This window comes from Chitinophaga cymbidii (genome assembly GCF_007992715.1).
Lineage (GTDB): Bacteria > Bacteroidota > Bacteroidia > Chitinophagales > Chitinophagaceae > Chitinophaga > Chitinophaga cymbidii.
Genome location: NZ_BKAU01000005.1, coordinates 212,970 through 234,046 on the forward strand (window position 1 = coordinate 212,970; position 21,077 = coordinate 234,046).

Sequence of the window (21,077 nt, forward strand, 5' to 3'; positions counted from 1 at the left end):
TGATATGAAATTATTAATGATAATGATGATGACCGGGTTGTTATCCGGGCCATTTACATCTGCTTTGGCCGACCCTGGCCCGGCGTTGACCAGGCTTCGCGTAGGCGACCAGGTGCCCGATCTGGAGCTTGGGCATCTTGCCAATTATCCGCACGATAACGTCCGGATCAGCAGCTTCAGAGGTAAGATCATCCTGCTCGATTTCTGGTCTACCGGCTGTACCGGCTGCATGGCCGCCTTCCCGAAAATGGAGGCGCTGCAACATCAGTTCCGGGAAAACCTGCAGGTGATACTCGTCAATCCCTGGCAAACGGACGAAAAGATCAAAAGCACCATGGAGCAACGCAATTATACCGCGCGTTACCGCCTCTCCAGCCTTCCCGCCATCAACGGCGACTCTACCTTGGTAACGCTGTTCCCTACACGTACCGTACCACATCATGTATGGATAGACCAGGAAGGAAAGGTAATTGCCATTACCGGCGGATACAATGCCACAGAAGAGAATGTAAAGGCGTTGATCAATGGTGAAAAGCTGCGCATGATCCTTAAACCTTCATTGTCCCGTTTCGACATTGAAGCGGCGCCGGTTACCAGCTACCTGGACCAAACCGCCTTTACGCGCAGCGGGCACTCCGTGCTCCGGCCATTCTATGAAGGAGAGGGCGGCACGGTCTACGGGTACAGTGCAGAGCATATCGTAGACTCGGCGAAAGGCACCGTACGCTACAGTTATGTGAATATTCCCGCCATGCAATTGTTCCGTGAGGCATTTGACCTGCGGCAGTCCCTTGACAGAAAAGAAGAAATACACACTACAAACGATCAGCTCCTGTGGGAAGTCACGTCGCCGGACTGGTATCTTCAACCAGCAAAAGGAATAGCAATGGACAACTGGGCCAGGCGTTTCCGCTTTTGTTACGAAGTAACCGTTCCACTGGCGGAAGTACAGTATTTACCGGATATTATGCTGCGGGACCTGAACGCCTTGCTGCAGCCTTACCTGCCGCTCCGCGGCAGCTTCGAACAACGTGCCAGAAAATCCTATCTGCTGGAGATTACAGACACCCAAAAGATCGCCGGTATCAAAACTTCCGGTGAAAGTGACACAGACTTTCCTTCCGCCAAAAACAGCTACACATATACGTACACGAATACCCCCTTTCGGTATATTTTCAGCGCCTTAAAGAGAAAATTCTACATGGGCTCCCTCGGAAATGAACCACCTGTTCATCATCCGGCGCTCCCGCTTATAGACAGGACCGGCATCAGCGGGACCATATCCATGCGTTTGCCTGCCTTTGATAACCCGGTGGAAGAACTGCCGGAATTGAACAACGCGCTGGCAATATATGGTCTGCGCATCCGCGAAAGCATAGAGAAAATAGATCTGCTGGTGTTCAGCGATCAGTAACCGGCCGCTTAGACAGCTTCACTAAAGTAGATGCTGGCCATTTGGGGCCAGTATCTACTTTAGCCGGAAACCGTATAGGGTCAACGACTTTAACGCATTTCTTTTATCATGTTTATCAGCTCCACCGTTTTTTGTTCGGTGAATGGTATTGGCGGGTTGGCTGAATATACAATCCCCCGCCTGTTAATTAGTAATAGCTGTGGCGCACTGGCAAATTGATAGTATTTGACCAGGGGATGCCTTATGCCAAGGCCACCGGTGTACAAATTGACCTCACCACTGCTTGTGTATTTTCCGCTTTTCAGACCTTCTATCCAGTGCGTTTTTTGCGTACTCATATTGACGTTAAGGAAAACGATACTTTTATCATCCTTGAATTTTTGTTGTATTACGCTCATGCTATTTTTGATCTGGGCACACCCTGTACAACCGGTAAACCAAAACTTGATCACCAGGTTTTTACCTTTATAGTCGTCAAGACGGTGCGTTTTGCCGTTTTCATCTTCCAGGTCAAAATTAAGCGCTTTTTTGCCCGGCCTCACAGCATGATAAGCGGACATCAATGTTTGTTTTGCCAGTGAATCCGTCATTGTTTCGGCTGCTATTGGAAGAATGGGCAGTATACCGGGATCCCGTTGAATGGATTTGATCAACAGGTAAGAACCCATGCGGTCTTTCAACATCCCGTCGTAAGTTGTTTGAATGAAATCAAAAGCCTTTCTGTACGGATTTGTACGGATGGCAGTTCCTTTTGATGTCAGTTCAAAATAACCCATCAATAGAAAAACCCTATACTCAATATATTTATCACTCACTTCCCATATTTTCTGCTCAACATCCAGTCTTTTATCATATACAAGGGTATTCATCACCCGTACGGGATCAAGTTTGTCTTTATCCGCCCGGCCATCCCTCTTCCAAACCGAATAAAATATGCTATAGCTTCTCAGATAGAAGTTCAATTCCAGTAGCTTCAAAAAGTTTTTTTCGATGGTAGGCGCATATGCTTGCAACACAAGTCCCCCCTTCTCAAATTTATGGTCAGCCAGTGCAAGCAGGTTTTGGGAAAAGGTAAGTGTATCGCGTCCCTGCATTGACGCTGAATAATATACCTTATCCAGCTGCAGTTGACAATTTAAGATGTTAACGGCATTTTTGCTTCCGTTCACCTTTTTCTGATCGGTTATATATACGCTATCTCCTTTTTTTACCGCATAAGTATTTTGTGTACGAAAGGGAGGCAGGTTGAGAAACCGAAAATACATTATGCTGTCGGTTGCAGGAATAGATACATAAAATGAGTCGGCAGATGAAATTACTTTTACAGATCGTTCCTTTTGCAGATGCGGAACGGCTGTCTGGTAATTTTCGATTAACCGGATTTCAGGTGCTTTATTTGCAGGAGACAACCTCCCGCAAATCGTTACCCGGTTTGTGCTATCACTATTTTCGCGCGCAAATGAATGGCTTTGGGCACAAAGGAAGATCAATGTTAGTAGTGTCCTGGTCATTTCAATGGATTTTAACGTTTATTCTGCTGAATGCCCGACAGCGCAATTTCATCGGCCGGGATGGGGAAAACATACCGGGGATCGTTGGAAGGCAATACATAAGTTTGTGCATTTAGCTCCCGTTGTATAGTAATATTCCTTCCCTCTCTATTCAACCTTTTCAGATCCTGCCACCGTAAAGAACGCCAAACCAGCTCTTTTCTTCTTTCCTGGAGTACTCTGCCAAGAGCTTCCGCGGGATCTGTTATTGCCAATGGTTCAAATGATGCATCATACCGGTTCTCCAACAGCCTATTTAATGCTTTGATTCCGCCACTTACATCTCCGTTCCTGATAGCACATTCTGCCTTGATCAGAAAAACTTCGTCCGTAGCCAGCCCGGTAAAAGGGTATGCGGGCGAATAGCCTTTTTTAATGTAGAACTCACGAGGTGACTTTTCTGCATAGAAAATAGGTAGCCGCAAGTCTGCAGCTTCGTATAGGGCTATTAAGTTTGTGTCTACAATTGCCTGTAGATTGTTCAATCCCGGGAATGTCGTAAAACCGTAAACAGCAGCCTGGCTGCTAAAGAAGATGATTTCTGAATTGAGATTGGCGAAAGGATTTATATTGTGAGGATCAACTGATCTGTAATCTATGAGTCGATCGTATGTAGTAAGTGTGCTGTCTGCGTACAGCTCCGCCAGTTTGTATTGACCCATATCAAGATAAATACGCGCGAATAGTGCGAACGTTGCCGGTCGCGATGGCCTGTTCAGATTTGTCATTGGCCTGTTAACATGAGATAAAAGAGTAGATGCCAGTTGCAGATCGCCGATCAGTTGATCGTATGTTTCCTGTACGGTAGCCCGTTGCTTCACTTCGTCAATAGCCGCCTTTAGCTTCAGCGGAACTCCGGGATGTATGCCGGCGCTGGCCGGATCATAGGCCGGAGAAAAGTTTCGGACGAGATCGAAATAGGCGTATGACCTGTAGAAAAGCGCACTTCCGTATATCTCGCTCCATTCATTTTTATCAACAAGATCTCTATTCATTTTGTCCAGTCCTTCCAGTACATTGTTTGCATAGAAAATGGCGGAATATGGTACGTTCCATCCCTGGAAATTGGTTTCACCACCATATACGTCTTCTGCCCAGAGGTATGCATTCTTTTCTGTTAATGAACCCAGTGCCTGGTAGGTTTGTTCATCCCTGATGTAATACTCATCTGCAGACAGTTGTGGTAATGGATTGGTAATATTCATGACGGTCATATTGTCCAGCAGATTTCGGTACTCCTGCAGCTTTGAGGGGATAGTAAGCGTTGAAGATGGTTTATCTTCAAGAAAATCGCTGCAACCGGAGATACAGATGTAGCCAAATATGAAGATTATGCAAAAGAAGTACTTATTCATATGTCAATAAATTAAAGGTTGAAGTTAATGCCCATCGATACGCTGAGCGGATCCGGTATTGCATTGCCCAGGGTGAAGTCGGGATCAATGTTGTGATCAGTAGATTTCCATAATATACCGATGTTTCTTACATATAGTATAAGCCTGGCGTTTTTTAACGGGAAACGTGCTCCTGTATTGAGCAGATAGTTAAACTGGATATCCTGCAGCCTGATGTGGCTGGCATTCTCGATTAACGCAGTGGAGTACTGGTAAAAATTATCCCGGTTGGCGTTTGCCGGATAGGTGAAGGAAGGAACATTCGTTCGCAGTTCATCGCCAGGTTGCTGCCATCTTTTTGAGTAATCTGCCTGCTGGTATGCGTTTACTCCTCCATTTAGCAATGTTGCGTAGCTAATTGAGTTGCGCCGGAAGTAATAGCCGAGTTTATAGGTGATATTGGCGGAAAGAGAGGCCCTGCCGAATGAAAATGTATTTCGTAAAGATCCGAAAGTGGCCGGTGTGGCATTTCCACTGTAAACCAGGGCTTCGGTATTTGTGGAGTTAAGAATAGCTGCATAGTTAGTGCTTTCAGAACCATCTGCTATACCAACGGGATTGCCTTCGGCGTTCAGCCCCTCCCAGGCAAAGCTGAAAAGAGCATAGTAGGGGTAGTTTACAGCAGGGTTTTGTGGATTGCTCCTGGCAACCGTCAGATTGGTAGATTGTTTGAAGTCATATTTGGTTACCTTGTCCCTGGTGAAACTCAACAAAAAGTCGGTGTTCCATTTTATCTTCCTGTCGCTGATAACGGCATGCAGAACTACATCAATTCCGTTTGTCAGAATATTTGCTGTGTTACCTTTAAAGCTTGATATACCTGTTTGGGGAGCTATAGATGCACTGCCTATCAGATCCAACCCTTTTTTCCTGTAATATTCGATACTTCCCTGCAAGATGTTGCCATGAATGGAAAAATCAAGCCCTAAGTTGATATTTTCTATTTTTTCCCACCGGAGAGAAGGATTGGGTGGATTAACCACTCTTGCATATAACACATTGTACATGTTATAAGTAAAGAGGGTAGAGGTAAAAAGGGCAGACATGCTTCTGTCAACATTCCCGTTATATCCATATGTCGCCCTTATCGCCAGTTTGGGTAGCCATGAAATGTTATAGAAATCTTCCTCACTTAACTTGTAGAGGAAACCCGCTGACCATAATGGTACACCTTTCTGATTGGAATTAACACCAAACAGGTTGGATTGATCTTTCCTTGCGCTGAGAGACAGAATATAGCGGCTTTTGAAACCGTAGGAGCCGTTGAAATAGTAAGACCGGTAACGGTCTGACGCCCACTGTTCCATCTGCTCTGACGGAATACGGCCGGAACGCGCCGGATTATAGAATAGAGGATAGAGTGCTGTGAAATCTATTGTAGCATTCTGATTCGATGCCGTTAACGGATCATAGCCGTATAAAGTCTGGGAGTTATAATCGGATCTATAGCTTTTTACCTCGATGCCGGCCACAACATTCACATCGTGGTGTTGACGGAACTTTCTGCTAAAGTTCAGTTGAAAGCGGCCATAGTGCGAGCCAAATGAGTTGTTACGGCGGTTGATGATGTCACCTGTGGGAATAACTCTTCGGATATCCCCTGTAAGGCCGTCTGTTATGCTATGAGTGTTGATCAGGTTACGGGTGAAGAAGGAGTTAACGTTGTTCAGATTTTCTCTTGAGCCATTTGCTCTTTCATATTGATAGTTCAGCGAAATATCCAGGCCGTCCAGCAACGAGTACTTGAAGGTTGTATTTATTCTGTAGTCCGTAAGCCCATCTTTCGTATTCGCATACCGCTCTTCAAGAGGTCTGAAATTCCAGTCCAGCAGCTTACCATCCCCGGCAGTATCTATATAGGACCTGCGGAGTAATTGCAGACCTCCGTAGACCGGTAATGCATTCCCGTTGGGGTCGGCCAGTTGTTCATAAGGGGTAAAAGGGGAATAGCTGGTGATATTACTTCTGGTTATACTGTTGGTAAATGTAATTCCGGTAAACAATTCGGCTCTGTTATTCAATAGCTGATAGGTGTTATTGGCTGTAATTGTTATTCTGTCAAATTGATCGCTTACAGCAGCATTTTTGTTTCTGTCGTAGGCGGTTGAAATAAAATACCTGTTGTTAAGGCCGCCGCCATTTATATTCAACTGATGTTGCTGCAAAATACTTTCTCTGAGGAGGTATTTGTTGATATCATTTCTGACATCCTGATTTTTTAGACGGTCCAGCGCCGTTGCTGCTTCCTGCTCAGTTATGCTGTTGTTTCGTTGCCGGGTCAGAATGTCAACTACGTCCGAGATGGCGCCAAACCCATTGTTTATTGTGGTATTGTAAGCTCCTTTTTCGAACAGGAATCGCTCTGCATCTATGTACTCCGCGGAACTTAAACGAGGGAGGTAGTATTGATCAGGTTTAGCCTTCAGTGTTAAATTGTTTGTGAAATGAATGGTCGGTTTCTGATTATATTTCCCTCTCTTTGTGGTGATCACGATCACACCGTTGCCGGCCCTTACGCCCCAGATACTCGCGGCCGCGGCATCCTTTAATATGGTGACTGATTCTATATCCGCAGGATTGATATTATTCAGGTCCCCATCGTAGGGGAAATTGTCCAACACTATTAAGGGGTCCGGATTAGCAAAAAGCGTACTTCTTCCTCTTATGGATATTGTTGCATTGTTTCCCTGGTTAGTAAGGCTTTTATTAAAAATAAGCCCGCTCGTTGTTCCATCCAGGCGATCCAGAATATTTGTTGATATACTTCTGTTCAGCAAAGCGCTGTCGATCACTACGAAACTGCCGGTAGCTCTTTCTCTGGGTATGGTCTGATATCCGGTGCTTACACTTACTTCTACCGTAGCCAGAGCGGAAATGGAGTACTGAAGCATAATAGCCAGCGTGCCATTTTCGAGGTTTGACTGGCTCAATTTGATAGTTTTGGGTTCCATACCTACATAGGATACCAGCAGCACGTCCCCTTCCGAGGCGTTCAGGCTTATAAACCCGTCACCATCAGTTACGCCTGAAACGTTTGTGTTTTTATTAAGAATTGAAGCGCCAGGCAAGGGTATTCCCGCAGAATCAATGACCCTGATCCTGACAGGAGGTGGTTCCTGACTGGCTGTATTTGGCTGGCCAATTGTCGTATTGGTTAACTTTTGTGTAAAAAAAATTGTTTCCCCATCTATGTAGTATTTCACTGGCAGACCTTGTACAACCAGATTGAGCAACTCACGCAAGGGCATATTACTCGCGGAGATGGAATATGTATGACTGGTTTTAAAAGTGCCGGCATTGTAAATGGCCCCAAAGCCTGTTTGCTTTTTTATGGAATGGAGCACCTGGTCTATGGTCAGCTTCTTACCTTGAAGGGTTATGTACTGTGCCGAGCTGGAAGCATGTGCATGAATAAAAACAATTGTCAGCAGAAAAGCGGTAATTCTCATTGTCCTCATGATTTTGGCAAGGCCCTGGTACTCCGATGATTTGAGGAGTCCCCAATAGCAGTTTTTTTGCATAGATTTGCAAAGGTTTGGTTGTGAATAAAATGGTTGTCAGCCGTTGAAGGATCATCCAGACTTTTGCCGGAAGCGAGCCCAATCGCTTCCGGTTTTTTGATCCCGGATTATTGTAACGGGGCGGAAAATGCCGCCCGGTGTACTATTCATGGTATTACAGGGCAACTCGCCCGGTTCCTGAAATGGCGCGACATTCTGTTACGGCAGAATAGTCAGTTTTCTTCCCTCCAGCCGATAGCGAATCCCGATTTTTTCAAAGTATTTCAGTACGCTGGTCAGTGGGGTGTTTCTGGTCATTTCCCCCCTGATTTGCCTTTCCGGTATTCCTTTCTCAAACACTACTTCAATATCATACCAGCGTTCAAGTTGCCGCATAACCTGATCGAATGTTAGATCGGTAAAAATAAAGAACCCTGTTTTCCACGCCGTCACGTTGTCTATATTGGCATCGTTGATTACACGCACCGCATCCGAAATTTGAGCCTGCTGTCCGGGTTTCAAAACTATTCCAGGTTGTCTCTTTTGGGCAACCGGAGAATTCGATCCCGGCGGTTCTGAAGACGCAACTTTTGAGGAGGACCCCGTAACGGAACGGGGGGCAGGCAATACTTTTACTTCTACGCTGCCTTCTATCAGCGTTGCAGTAATGTTCTCTTCATTCTCGTAAGCATTTATGTTGAAATGTGTGCCTAATACCTCCACTTCAGCCCGACTATTTATGTTTACCCGGAACGGCATTTTTTTATTCTTCGCTACTTCAAAATAACCCTCGCCTGCCATTTCCACACGGCGCTCATTACCCAAGAAGACAGTGGGATAACGAATAGTGCTGGCGCTGTTCAGCCATACACCGGTACCGTCGGGCAATGTCAGGTGAAACTGGCGCCCTTTGGGTGTGGTTATCTTATTATACATCAATTCGTTCCCATTGCTTTCATATAGCAATGCTCCATTCACGATCTTTGCCGCGGCCCCACCCTGCAATGACACTACTGTACCGCTTGCCACGCTATCCAGCAGTACTTCGCTGCCATCCGCCAAGGTGAGAATAGCCCCATTTCTACCTGGTGCCCTGTCCATGTACTGCTGAACAACGGTTGCAACCGGGGGGGATGACTGCCTGTCAGAAGACACGATAATAGCTACAGTCGCGCCGATAAAGAGAATAATTGACGCGGCGGCCCACCAAATGCGTTGGGCACGCATCCGTACCGGGTGCATGCGTGCATTAAGAAAAACATCCAACCGCTCTTTGATGTCAGGAGGATAAGCTTCTTCATAGGTGGATGCAGTCATTACCTGCTGCACAAAACCTTCGAGTGCCGCTTTATGTTCTGGCTGGGCGATCATTGAAGACAGCATAGCCTTTTCAGCGGTATTCAGGTCGCCAGTAAGATATTTATCCAGTAATTTGCGGAAAGTTTCCTGCTCCATACTTAGAAGGACGCTTTTATATTCCGGAGAAGGGGGGTGGGAATCAAAATATTTTACCGAAAGCAGTGCAAAGCCAGTACGATTACCGGCACGGTTTTGTCCGAATGGTCCTGCAAATATCTTCTTAGAAAACCCAGTGCCAATACGACATGCTCTTTTACCGTGTTTTTAGAAATGCCCAACTCGGTAGCTATTTCATCATATGTAAGCCCGTTTATGCGGCTCATTTTGAAGATCTTCCGGCGTACAGGGGAGAGCGCTTCAATACCGGCATAAATCAATCCGCTTGTTTCTTTTAATTCCAGTTGCAGATCGGGAGAGGACATTTCTTCCACCAGGTCGCCAGGCATATCCGGAACGATCGCCATTACTTTTTTACGCATGGCGGAGATTACCTGGTTACGGCCAATAACATAAATATAAACGCCGAAATTCTCCACTTGTGGAAGACTTGTGCGCTGTTCCCATATTTTCAAAAAGATGTCCTGTGTTAGTTCTTCGGCAGTTTGCGGAGATTTGGTAAGGGCGAGCGTACTGCCATATACCCTTTTCCAGAAAAGATCAACCAACAAGGCAAATGCTGCTGCATGACCTTCCGCTACTTGCTGTAGCAGGTATTTCTCATTATCTGTCGTATGATGATTCATTCTCCCTGCAGAAGTTAGTTGATAGCCATAAAAGTAAGAAAAAACAGGAATTGTGCCTCTGTGCCCGCGTATTCCAATGCGCATGTACCTCTCCACCACCCACCCCATTGCATATCCCGCAGAATTTGCCGAAATTCGTTCCCGATTGGGCATAACCAAAATCTTTTCATCCCATTAGTTTTCACCATTCAATAGCGTAACACATTCAATAATCAATATCGCTTCATTGAACGACGGCCATTTTACGGACACACCTGACCTTTATAAACGGATTGCAGCGGGCGATGAATCAGCCTTCCGGCAGCTGTTCGAGATCTACGCACCGCGCCTGCAGGCACTGGCGGCGCGTATCACGGGATCAATGGCCGTGGCGGACGACCTGGTGCAGGATACTTTCCTCAAAATATGGGTAGCCCGCGACCAGTTGGCGGAAGTAGACCAACCCGCCTCCTGGATCAAAAAAATATGTTTCTTCCAGGCCGTGAATTACGTCCGCCGCCAAATGATCCATGGCAAAGTGATGGATGCCGTTGGATATGAAAAGAACAAATCCCTGCCCGTAGCGGATATGATCGAATTCCGGCAGCTGCTCGGCCTGGTGAATAAAGCCGTGCAGCAATTACCCGACAAGCAACGGCAGATCTACCGCCTGAGCCGTGAACAGGCGCTGAGCATCAATGAAATCGCGCAACATATGGGCCTGGCCGTCAGCACGGTGAAGAACCTGCTGGTCATGGCCCTGAAAAATATCCGGGCCTCCCTGCAAAAGGCCGGTTATTCCTTTTTCCTCGCTGTATTGATCAGCATCTTCATCTGAACCGGCGCCAGCCATCCGCTTGATTTTCACCTGCTCCAAAAAAAACTTTTCTTTTTTTCGGTACCAATTCCCCGCTCAATTGTCTGGTATATACAAAGGGACATCCATGGAGCATAACGCCCGCCTGACATATTTACTGGAACGCCTCGCAGCACGCACCGCCACAGAGGAAGAACTGAACGAACTGACCGCTTTGGTGGAACGGGGGGAAACCGGTATTTCCATCGAGGAGGTGGAAAGCTGGCTGGAGGAACACCGGCCGCAACCGCAGCCCGCCTTCGATGAGCAGCACTGGATGGCGGTGGCGGACCAGATATTGATGTCGGACAAGTTGTCCGGAGTGCCCGCAACACGGCTCACCAGCGAAGGCATTGACGGGATGAGCAACGGTAATCCCGGCAAGCGCGCGCCAAAGGTGCATTTCCTGCACGGATGGAGAAGATGGGGGGCCGCGGCAATAATACTGCTCACAGGCGCGGGCGCCTGGTTTATGAACCGCCATCGTCAGCCAGCACCAGCCTCCACAGTCGCGGAACACAAGCTGCTGGACGCGGAACCCGGAAGAAACGGCGCCGTTCTTACACTGGCCGATGGCTCCCAAATGGTGCTGGACAGCGCCGGCAACGGCGTTATCACCCGCCAGAACGGCACCTCCGTAATGCTGAAGGATAACGGGCTGCAATACACGCCCGAAGACCCCGGCTCCGGTGAGGTAAAATATAATACTATCACCACCTCAAAAGGCCGGCAGTTCCGGGTGGTATTGCCGGACGGCACCAAAGTGTGGCTCAACGCCACCAGCTCCCTGCGGTTCCCGACGGCTTTCTCCGGCACGGAGCGCCTGGTGGAGTTCTCCGGGGAAGCCTATTTCGAAGTAGCTAAAAATGCTTCGCAGCCCTTTAAATTAAAAGTACCCGGGAAAATAGACCTTGAAGTACTCGGCACCGCATTCAATGTGAACGCCTATACGAATGAAAAAAACAGCTACACCACGCTGGTGGAGGGAGCTGTGAGAATATCCCTTACCGGCAAAAACGGCAGCGGGGTGGTATTAAAGCCGGGCGATCAGCTGCAGGCTGGCAGTGAAAGCATGGAAGTAACGCACAACGCAAACATGGAAAAGGCCATCGCCTGGAAGAACGGGTTGTTCAATTTCGATGGCGTGGGCCTGCGGGAAATGATGCGCCAGCTGGAACGCTGGTACGACCTGGAAGTGGTGTATGAAGGAAATGTGCCGGACGTGCGGTTCTTTGGGGAGATGAGCCGGACGCTGAAGCTCTCCGATGTATTGACCGGCCTGGAAAGGTCCGATGTGCATTTCCGCCTGGAAGAAGGGCCGCGCCTGATCGTAATGCCTTAACATAAAACTGAAAAAAAACAGATCAACCGGCAAAAAAAAGCCGGAGGTGCGCTAACACTTCCGGCAACCTTTGATCACTCAAAGGGCTGGCTGATTCAAAATCGGGTTTCGAGACCTCCATTTCTAACAACCAAACGTTGCAAATCTATGCAAAAAACTGCTTTTTGGAGCCGTTGGGACTTGCCGTGCCGGCTCCCAACCAAAATGCTCCGGATCATGAGACTAACCAGTATTCTCCTTCTCGCCATTTGTTTACACGTATCAGCCAGCAGCTTTTCCCAGTCCATCACTTTCTCCGGAAAGGATGTGCCGGTGAAAAAGCTGTTTGCCGCCATTAAAAAGCAAACCGGTTTCGTGGTCTGGGGCAAATCCGAGCTGCTGCAGCAGGCAGGTACGGTATCATTGTCCGTAGAGGATATGCCGCTGACGAGGTTCCTTGACCTCGTGGTGAAAGATCAGCCTTTCAGCTACAGGATAGCGGACAACACTATCATGTTGTACAGCAAGCCCGCCCGGCCCGCAGAGGGCGGGGCGGCGCCGGCGGCGGATTCGCCGGTGACCGGCCGGGTGACCGACAGCACGGGGGCTGTCCTGATCGGCGCCACGGTGCAGATCATAGGCGGCAGCCACACCGCCATTACAAATACAGAAGGGAGCTTTTCGCTTCCTGTGATGGCCGGGAACATCCTCCGCATCAGCTTCATCGGTTATAAAACAAAAGAGATCGCCATCACGCGGGCGATGGTGCAAAGGGGCAGCATCGGCAATGTAGTGCTGGCAGTCAGCTCATCCACATTGACGGAACTGAACGTTACGGCCAATACCGGGTACCAGTCCATCCCCAAAGAGCGCGCCACCGGGTCATTCGGCGTGATCACGGAAGAAACGCTTGGCGCGAGGATGGAAACCAGTATTATGGACCGGCTGGAAGGTACGGTGCCGGGCCTTTTCATGCAGAACGGGGAGGTCAATATCCGCGGGCTCTCCACACTCTACGGTAACCAGCGGCCGCTGTATGTGGTGGACGGTTTTCCGTATGAAGGCGATTTGGACTTCCTCAACCCTGCCGATGTGGTGAATGTAACGGTGATGAAAGATGCGGCGGCAGCCTCCATTTACGGTACCAGGGCCGCCAACGGTGTGATCTCCATCACTACCCGCCACGGCAGCAGCCGCAAGCTGACCGTCAACTTCAGCAGCACTGCATTCCTCACCGCCAAACCGGATGCCGGTTACATGAACCTGCTCAATTCTTCCCAGATGGTAGATCTGCAGCAGGAAACCTTCAACATGTGGCACCCCACTTACAACGACGCGATCCGGCGCGCGGGCCAGCCCAAAGCCATGGAAGCCCTGTACAACCACGAACAGGGCCTGATAGATGAAACGGAACTCAATACTATCCTGGATAATCTGAGGAAAGCGGACGGGCAAAGCCAGGTGGAAGACCTGTTCATGCGCAGCCGCATCAAGCATCGCCACGCTTTTTCCGTTAGTGGTGGGAACGATATTCACCAGTATAATATCATGATGAACTATACTGGCAACAGGGACTACGGGTTGCGTACCCGTACTGAAGACATCAACATAGGGCTGAAAGACAGGATAAAGGTGTTTGAATGGCTGGACGCTGAAATAGGCGCCTTTACGAATATCCGTGATAATACATTCGGTACGGAGCTCCCGGATACCTATTACCGCGGCATGCCTTATGAGATCTTCCGAAATTCCGATGGAAGCCCCGTTCCGGTCACCAAACTGAAATCACCTTACGAGATCGAACGGCTGAAAAGCATTGGATTGTATGATGAAACATTTTATCCGCTCGAAGAACTGGATAAAGCAGGTTTTTCCAATGCCGCGAATTATTTCAGGCTGCAGGGTGGCTTCACAGTGAAGATAATCAGCGGTCTTACGCTGGACCTGAAATACCAGACAGAGCGCGGCAGCAGCTATAATAAATCTTACTACGCCTCCGATTCCTATTATACCAAAAATATGATCAACGATGCGGCGCAACTCATCAATGGTGAACTGGTGAAAAACGTGCCCGACGGTGGACGGCTATTTGAAACAAGAGGAAGCTCAAAATCCTATACCGCCCGCGCGCAACTGAATTTCGACAAGCGTATCAGCCCGAAACATCACCTGTCTGCCCTCGCCGGCATGGAGCGCCGGGCCATCGTAAATTCATCTACTTCCGTATTCAAAATGGGCTACAACGATAACAATCTGCAATACCTGCCCGTAGATGAAATTGCCCTCGGTAATCTGAAAGGGACAGAGTCCCTCACCAGCACGTTCTCCTGGAGATACAACCAGAATAACAATTTCAATTACGGTGAGGACCGGTATATTTCAGCCTACGCCAACGCCGGCTACACCTACAACGGAAAATACAACGTTACCGGCAGCGTGCGTATAGACAACTCCAACCTCTTCGGCACCGATCCGCGTTACCGCTATGTGCCCCTGTGGTCCGTTGGCGCCAGCTGGCGGTTGACGGAAGAAGACTTCATGAAAGATATCAGCTGGCTGAACAGCCTGAGCATCCGCTCTACCTACGGGCTTGGCGGGAACGTGGCCAGAACGGTAGGGCCTTACCTGCAGGCAAGGTCTACCTTCTTCTCCGAAGCCAATGCCACCGCTACGGATATCATCTATCCGCCCAACAAATTATTGAGATGGGAGCGCACTGCTACTACCAATGTTGGTGTGGATTTTACCGTGCTGAATAACCGTGTGTCCGGATCAATAGATTATTACATCCGCAACACCACGGACCTGCTGGGAGAAAAGGCCATAGACCCTACCAATGCATTCCCGAGCGCCCTGATCAACTACGGCAGCATGAACAACAAAGGCATCGAACTGGCGCTCAGCACCCGGAACATCGTAAAGAAACACTTTACCTGGAGCAGCACGCTGTCCATGAGTTTCAACAAGAACAGGATGACCGAGATCAATACGCTCGGAGAAAACTACCTTGTTCTCACGGGAGGATACGGTGTAAACCGCATCGGCTACCCGATGGACGCGGTGTTCAGCTTCCGGTCCGCCGGGCTTGATCCCACCAACGGCTCCATGAGGGTGTACGATGCTGCCGGAAAAGTAGTCACCAACTACGACCAGACCGGCGCCATCGTGGCGAATATGACTGACATCAACGGGCTGGTGTACAGCGGTACGCTGCGTCCGAAATATACCTCCGGGTTCACTAACAGCTTTTCCTACAAGCAGCTTTCCCTCAGCATCATGATCATCGCCAACGGCGGGCATGTTATAAGAGATGTGGTGCCGCCGCTGAACTACGGCGCCCTCAACAGGAATGTGGACGCGAGAGCCATGAATTTCTGGCGCAAGCCCGGTGATGAAAATATCCCCGGCATGGCGCCCGCGCCCGATCTGAAAGGCAATGGCGGCAGCTATTACACGCTCATATGGTACGCATCCGATCAGAACGTGCTCAAAGCAGATTTTATCAAGGTAAGGGACATCGCGCTCTCCTACAACTTTGCGCCCATGCTGTCCCGCATCAAAAAGCTCTCCTCCGCCAAACTCACGCTGCAGGTGCAAAACCCCTTCCGCTGGGTGAACAACTCCGTGGGAATCGATCCTGAAGCCTACGAGATCGCCAGCCAGTACGCCAACAGAAGGCTGCCGGTGATGCCTGTTTACATGGCCGGAATAGATATCACATTCTAAAAAGAGGAATCATGAAGAAATTACATCTGTATATCATCATCAGCATACTGACCTTATCCGGCTGTACCAAGTTCCTGGATATAAAACCCAAAGACAAATTCATCCCGGCAACGGTGTCCGACTACGAGAACATGCTCAACTCCGGCACCACCGTGAACTTTGGCGATTACTTCTGGGACCTGATGTCCGACGACGCTTTTCTGCCCGAAGGAGAACCCGGTAATCTGTACACGAAGCAACAATTGTGGGGCCGGCAGATCTATACCTTCAACCCTTCTCCCTACGAGCAGGGCGCCAACGATTTCCTGTGGAGCGAAGGCTATAAAAGAATCTTCTACTACAACAGCATCATCAACAATATCATGGAGGCTACCGAAGGAACGGAAGCCAACAAGAAAAGCGTTCGCGCGGAAGCCTACCTTGGCCGCGCCATGGAACACCTGCAGCTGGTGAATGTGTACGCGCATCATTATGATGCTGCCACAGCGGCCACAGAGCCGGGTATACCTATTGCGCTGATAGCGGACATTAACGCGAAGTTTGTAAGGAATACGGTGAAGGAGGTGTACGACCAGGTGCTGAGCGATGCCAACGCCGCCATCGCTGACCTGCCGTTGAAAAATAAGCTGACGAAATTCAGAGCCAGCAAAGCCGGCGGGTTTGCACTGCTCGCCAGAGCTTACCTGTTCATGGGCGATTACGTCAACGCTAAGAAGAATGCGGACTCGGCGCTTTCCCTGCAAAGCACGCTGGCCAATATGAATGATTACAACATCATCATTCCCGGACCGTTCCCGAATGTACCGGGGCAGCCGCTGGGATGGACGGACATACCGGACGGGCAGCTCCACCCTGAAACCATTGTGGCCCGGCATTTCCTGCGTCCCTTCGGACTGGGCATGGATGTTTGCGCCTCCCCGGAACTGAGCGCCCTCTTTACCGACGACGATAAACGGTGGACATTATACTACGCAGACGGATGGCCGCCCGCGCCGCCGTTCAATTATATGTCCAGGTACGGCGTGAAGATCTTCCTGCGCGGCGACTACTACAGCAACTATCTCAATGTGCCGGAAATGTACCTCGTGCGCGCCGAATGCCTCGCGCGTGACGGGCAACTGGCGGACGCCCTGGCGGATGTCAACAAGCTGCGTTTGAACAGGATCACGCCGGCCGCTTACCAGGCTTTTACGCCCGCGGATTTCGGTAATGATGATGAACGTGTTTTGCGTTTTGTGCTGGAAGAAAGAAGGCGGGAGCTGGCGTTCACGGGCATGCGGGTCATCGATCTGAAAAGGCTGAACAAAGAGCCCCGTTTTCAGAAGGTCATCAAACATACCGCGGAAGGCATCGAGTATGAATTGCAACCCAACAGCGATAAATACCTGCGCCAGCTGTGGCCGAACGCTGCCGTGTTCAATCCTGACTGGCCGTTGAATCCTTAACATCTTTCCTGTCTTTCCCTATCCATCTATGGCGCCGGCAATTGCCGGCGCCATTCACCTCCTGTTGATCAATTTAAATCACCATGCAAGATAATATCGTTAAGATCGAAGCACTGTCACACCGCTACAGTAAAGACTGGGCGGTGAAAGATGTCAGCTTCGGGATCAATAAAAAAGGCATCGTGGGGTTGCTCGGTTCCAATGGCGCGGGCAAGTCCACCACCATGAACATCCTTTGCGGCGTGTTGAGCCAGACCCTTGGCCGCGTGCTGATCGAAGGCATCGATATGAGGACCCATCCGGAAGAAGCCAAGAAAAGGATCGGCTTCCTCCCGCAAAATGCGCCGCTCTACCTTGAGCAAACCGTAGATGAATACCTCACCTTCTGCGCCCATCTCCGGCTGATTGAGAAACGCCGGATAAAAGCAGCGGTGGATATGGTGAAGGAAAGATGCGGCGTAGCGCATTTCAGCAACCGGCTTATCGGCAACCTTTCCGGCGGTTACCGTCAAAGGGTGGGCATCGCGCAGGCGATCATCCATACGCCGCAGCTGGTGGTGCTGGACGAGCCTACCAACGGCCTCGATCCCAACCAGATACTTGAAGTACGGCAACTCATCAAGGAAATTGCCGCCGACCGCGCGGTGATCTTCTCTTCGCACATCCTTTCAGAAATACAGGCCACCTGCCAGGACATCATCATGATCGAAGGCGGCAAGATCGTGTTCAAGGACACGATGGAATCGTTCAACAACTACATTGAGCCGGACAGCCTCATCGCCACACTGGAAAACCCGCCCGGAGAAGCGGAGCTGAGAGCCATCAAAGGCATTAAGGAAGTGCAGTTCCTCACGGAGAAAACCATCCGTTTAAGATTCGAAACGGGAGCGGACATCGCGGAAAACCTCGTGGAAACAAGCGTTCTCCGCAAATGGCGCCTGAAGGAGATCACACTGGAAAAAAGTTCCCTCGACGCCATCTTCGCACAGTTATCCAATAAAAAATCTAAACCTGCCGTACAACCATGAAATTAATATTCAGAATAGCCCGCCAGGAGCTGAGCCTCCTGTTTCATTCGCCGGTAGCATGGCTCATTTTAATCGTGTTCCCGATACAGATCGGCGTTAATTTTATATACTACCTGCAGATGATAGGCAGGGCGCAACGGATGGGCAATCATTTTTCCGATGTCACCTCCATGGTGTTTGCCGGCCTGCAGGAAGGGTTTTATCCCGGTGTGAAAAGTACCCTCTACTTTTATATTCCCTTGCTCACCATGGGGCTGATCAGCCGGGAAATGCACAGCGGTTCCATCAAGCTGCTGCTGTCTTCTCCCATCAAGGTAAGGGACATTGTACTGGGTAAATATGTAGCCATGATGGGATACGGCGCGCTGTTGCTGGTCATCATCTGCCTGTATGCTATTTCCGGTTCGTTCTTTATCCAGCATATCGACTGGTCGCTGCTGGCTTCCGGAGCGCTGGGGCTGTACCTGCTCATCTGCGCCTATGCGGCCATCGGTCTGTTCATGTCCTCGCTCACCACTTACCAGGTAGTAGCGGCCATCAGCACGCTGGCGGTACTGGCGGGCCTCAACTTCATCGGTAGCGTGTTCCAGGGCAATGACGCCGTGCGGCACATCACTTATTACATGTCCATCGCCGGCAGAACGGAACAATTCATTTTCGGGTTGATCAGCTCGCAGGATGCTGTTTATTTCTTCGTGGTGATCGGCTTTTTCCTCGCCATCACCGGTATGCGGCTGCAGGACCAGCGAGAGGCCAGATCCGCTTATGCCCGCACTGCCCGTTATCTCGGGCTGATAGCCATCTGCTTCGTCATCGGCTACATCAGTTCCCTGCCCGCGCTTACGGGGTATATCGATATGACGGCTACCCGGACGCATACGCTCGGCCCGCAAAGCCGCGAACTGATAGAGAAAATGGACCAGCCGCTGAAGGTCACCACTTACGTGAACATCCTCGATAATAATTATTACCTCGGCGCGCCGGAAAAGAAAAGCGCGGATGAAAGGATACTCACACCATACCGCCGGTTTATGCCGGATATGGAAATGGACTACGTGTATTATTATGATTTCTCCAACAACAAAGGGCTTTACAAAAATTATCCCGGCGAAAGCGATGCCGCCATCGCAAAGAAAGTAGCGGACATCCAGGACCTCGACTACAAAAAAGTACTGCCGCCGGACGAGATCAAAAAAAAGGTGGACCTCGGCCCGGAAGAAAACCGCCTGGTAAGGCTCTTGCAGTATGGCGACAAAAAAACCTTCCTCCGGTATTACAACGACATCCGGATATATCCCGGCGAGCAGGAGTTTACCGCGGCGCTGAAACGCCTGGTAACACCCGCTGAAATCCCGCTGGTCACTTTCGTGACCGGGAATGGAGAAAGAAGCATTACCAAAGCGGGCGATGGGGCTTTCAGGACGTTTGTGAACGAGCTTACGTTCAGGGGCGCGCTGATCAACCAGGGCTTCAATGTGGATACTGTAAATCTCGCTTTCGGGGAAATTCCCGCAACTACCTCAGTGCTGGTGATCGCTGACCCGAAAACGGCGCTGCCGCAGGCCGCCCAGGCAAAGCTGGAGCAATATATCGCCAGCGGAAGGAACCTTTTTGTGATCACCGAACCGGGATCGCAGGAAATACTAGGACCTTTATTGCAGCAACTGGGCGTGCAGCCGGGTGAAACACCGGTACTGGAAGAAAGCCGGGACTATGCGCCCGATTTTATCCTGGCCCGCTTTGCAGACAGCGCGGGGATCATGGCGCCCAGGCTTTCCGCATTCAGGGCGGATAGCGCCGTAGTATCCATGGTGGGCGCGGTAAGTTTGCAGTACGGACAGGAGCAGGGTTTTCACACCATCCCGCTGCTGGTTGCGAAAAACAGGGAAGCGCTGGCGATTGCAGCCGAAAGGAAAATACAGGGCAAAACCCAGCGGATCATCGTTACCGGCGACGCGGATTTCATGAGCTCCGGCGAACTGGGACGGCGCAAACCGTATATCTGGAACCAGCCGCTGATCACCGAAATGTTCCGCTGGTTCACCTACGGCGAGTTCCCCGTCAACACCGGCGCCATCAGATCGAAAGATGTGATCGACACCGATGATAAAGGAATCCTTGCCATGCGGGTATTCTTCTTCGGCGTGATTCCGGGGGCACTGCTGATCTTTGCTTCACTGCTGCTGTTGTACAGGAAAAGAAGATAACATTGCCCTGCCTTGCTGAAAAGGCGAAAATAAAAAGAGGGTATCTCCCGGCTTCTGCATGGGAGATACCCTCTTTATTAAGATTACTGTCTTTTACTGCAGCGCTGTATTTGTGTTGCCGAAACCGCTGTGCGCCACGCGGCTGCGGCCACGGCTGAAGGCGCCGGCATCCAGCAGCTTGTGATAGTAGATGTAAGACACCACCAGTATGGCCATGATCACCAGCGGGAAGATGGCAAAGCTGCCGAAGCCATATACCACGGCATTGCTTGCAGAAGCGCAGATAAGACTGATGCCGAAGCCGGCATATGCCCATTCCTTCACGCGGGGAGGAACCATAGGAAGCATCAGGATGATGGCGCCGGCCACTTTAAATACGGTGAGCATTACCCTGAAATAATCGGGATACCCCAGTTTCCTGATCGCTTCCACAGCGAGCGGGGTATGAGAAGTAAGGCCGGGCATTACGCCGTCCCATAATACGATAATGGCGGTAGCAATCCAGAAGATGATCTTATTCTTTTTCATGATTGATGATTTTTAGGTTTGTTTGTT

Annotated in this window: 13 protein-coding genes; 7 read left to right on the forward strand and 6 right to left on the reverse strand. The window is 49.9% G+C overall.

Features of this window, described 5'->3' with window-relative positions; translation table 11 throughout:
- The first annotated feature begins 4 nt into the window (after positions 1–4).
- Positions 5–1,414: a TlpA family protein disulfide reductase gene (locus CCY01nite_RS19555; RefSeq protein ID WP_146865350.1), complete on the forward strand. Its 1,410-nt coding sequence runs from the start codon at positions 5–7 to the stop codon at positions 1,412–1,414.
- 89 nt (positions 1,415–1,503) lie between these two features.
- Here CCY01nite_RS19555 and CCY01nite_RS19560 read toward each other — a convergent pair whose 3' ends face one another.
- From CCY01nite_RS19560 to CCY01nite_RS19580, 5 genes are all read right to left on the reverse strand, one after another.
- Positions 1,504–2,925, reverse strand: a complete 1,422-nt coding sequence (locus CCY01nite_RS19560; protein WP_146865352.1) for a TlpA family protein disulfide reductase — start codon at positions 2,923–2,925, stop codon at positions 1,504–1,506.
- A gap of 11 nt (positions 2,926–2,936) precedes the next feature.
- Complete coding sequence (locus CCY01nite_RS19565; protein ID WP_146865354.1) at positions 2,937–4,319, reverse strand: RagB/SusD family nutrient uptake outer membrane protein; 1,383 nt, start codon at positions 4,317–4,319, stop codon at positions 2,937–2,939.
- A gap of 11 nt (positions 4,320–4,330) precedes the next feature.
- Entirely contained in the window at positions 4,331–7,807 is a 3,477-nt protein-coding gene (locus CCY01nite_RS19570; RefSeq protein WP_186831161.1) for a SusC/RagA family TonB-linked outer membrane protein, read from the reverse strand.
- Between the two features lie 270 nt (positions 7,808–8,077).
- Positions 8,078–9,313 (reverse strand): FecR family protein, encoded by a 1,236-nt coding sequence (locus tag CCY01nite_RS19575; RefSeq protein ID WP_146865357.1) that lies wholly within the window; start codon positions 9,311–9,313, stop codon positions 8,078–8,080.
- Positions 9,314–9,366: 53 nt separating this feature from the next.
- Positions 9,367–10,113 (reverse strand): RNA polymerase sigma factor, encoded by a 747-nt coding sequence (locus tag CCY01nite_RS19580; protein WP_146865359.1) that lies wholly within the window; start codon positions 10,111–10,113, stop codon positions 9,367–9,369.
- 73 nt (positions 10,114–10,186) lie between these two features.
- Here CCY01nite_RS19580 and CCY01nite_RS19585 point away from each other — a divergent pair, with 73 nt between their 5' ends.
- The 6 genes from CCY01nite_RS19585 to CCY01nite_RS19610 all read left to right on the forward strand — a co-directional run bounded on the left by CCY01nite_RS19585 (position 10,187) and on the right by CCY01nite_RS19610 (position 20,522).
- Complete coding sequence (locus tag CCY01nite_RS19585; RefSeq protein ID WP_186831162.1) at positions 10,187–10,777, forward strand: RNA polymerase sigma factor; 591 nt, start codon at positions 10,187–10,189, stop codon at positions 10,775–10,777.
- A gap of 106 nt (positions 10,778–10,883) precedes the next feature.
- Positions 10,884–12,137, forward strand: coding sequence for a FecR domain-containing protein (locus CCY01nite_RS19590; RefSeq protein ID WP_146865363.1), 1,254 nt, complete (start codon positions 10,884–10,886; stop codon positions 12,135–12,137).
- 216 nt (positions 12,138–12,353) lie between these two features.
- Complete coding sequence (locus tag CCY01nite_RS19595) at positions 12,354–15,842, forward strand: SusC/RagA family TonB-linked outer membrane protein (RefSeq protein WP_186831163.1); 3,489 nt, start codon at positions 12,354–12,356, stop codon at positions 15,840–15,842.
- A gap of 11 nt (positions 15,843–15,853) precedes the next feature.
- Positions 15,854–17,287, forward strand: a complete 1,434-nt coding sequence (locus CCY01nite_RS19600; protein WP_146865367.1) for a RagB/SusD family nutrient uptake outer membrane protein — start codon at positions 15,854–15,856, stop codon at positions 17,285–17,287.
- A gap of 83 nt (positions 17,288–17,370) precedes the next feature.
- Positions 17,371–18,315 (forward strand): ABC transporter ATP-binding protein, encoded by a 945-nt coding sequence (locus CCY01nite_RS19605; protein ID WP_146865369.1) that lies wholly within the window; start codon positions 17,371–17,373, stop codon positions 18,313–18,315.
- Complete coding sequence (locus CCY01nite_RS19610; RefSeq protein ID WP_146865371.1) at positions 18,312–20,522, forward strand: Gldg family protein; 2,211 nt, start codon at positions 18,312–18,314, stop codon at positions 20,520–20,522. Before CCY01nite_RS19605 ends, CCY01nite_RS19610 begins: the two co-directional genes overlap by 4 nt.
- Before the next feature lie 93 nt (positions 20,523–20,615).
- On the opposite strand, the gene CCY01nite_RS19615 is transcribed toward CCY01nite_RS19610, so the two are convergent.
- Entirely contained in the window at positions 20,616–21,050 is a 435-nt protein-coding gene (locus CCY01nite_RS19615; RefSeq protein ID WP_146865373.1) for a DoxX family protein, read from the reverse strand.
- Between the last annotated feature and the right edge of the window lie 27 nt (positions 21,051–21,077).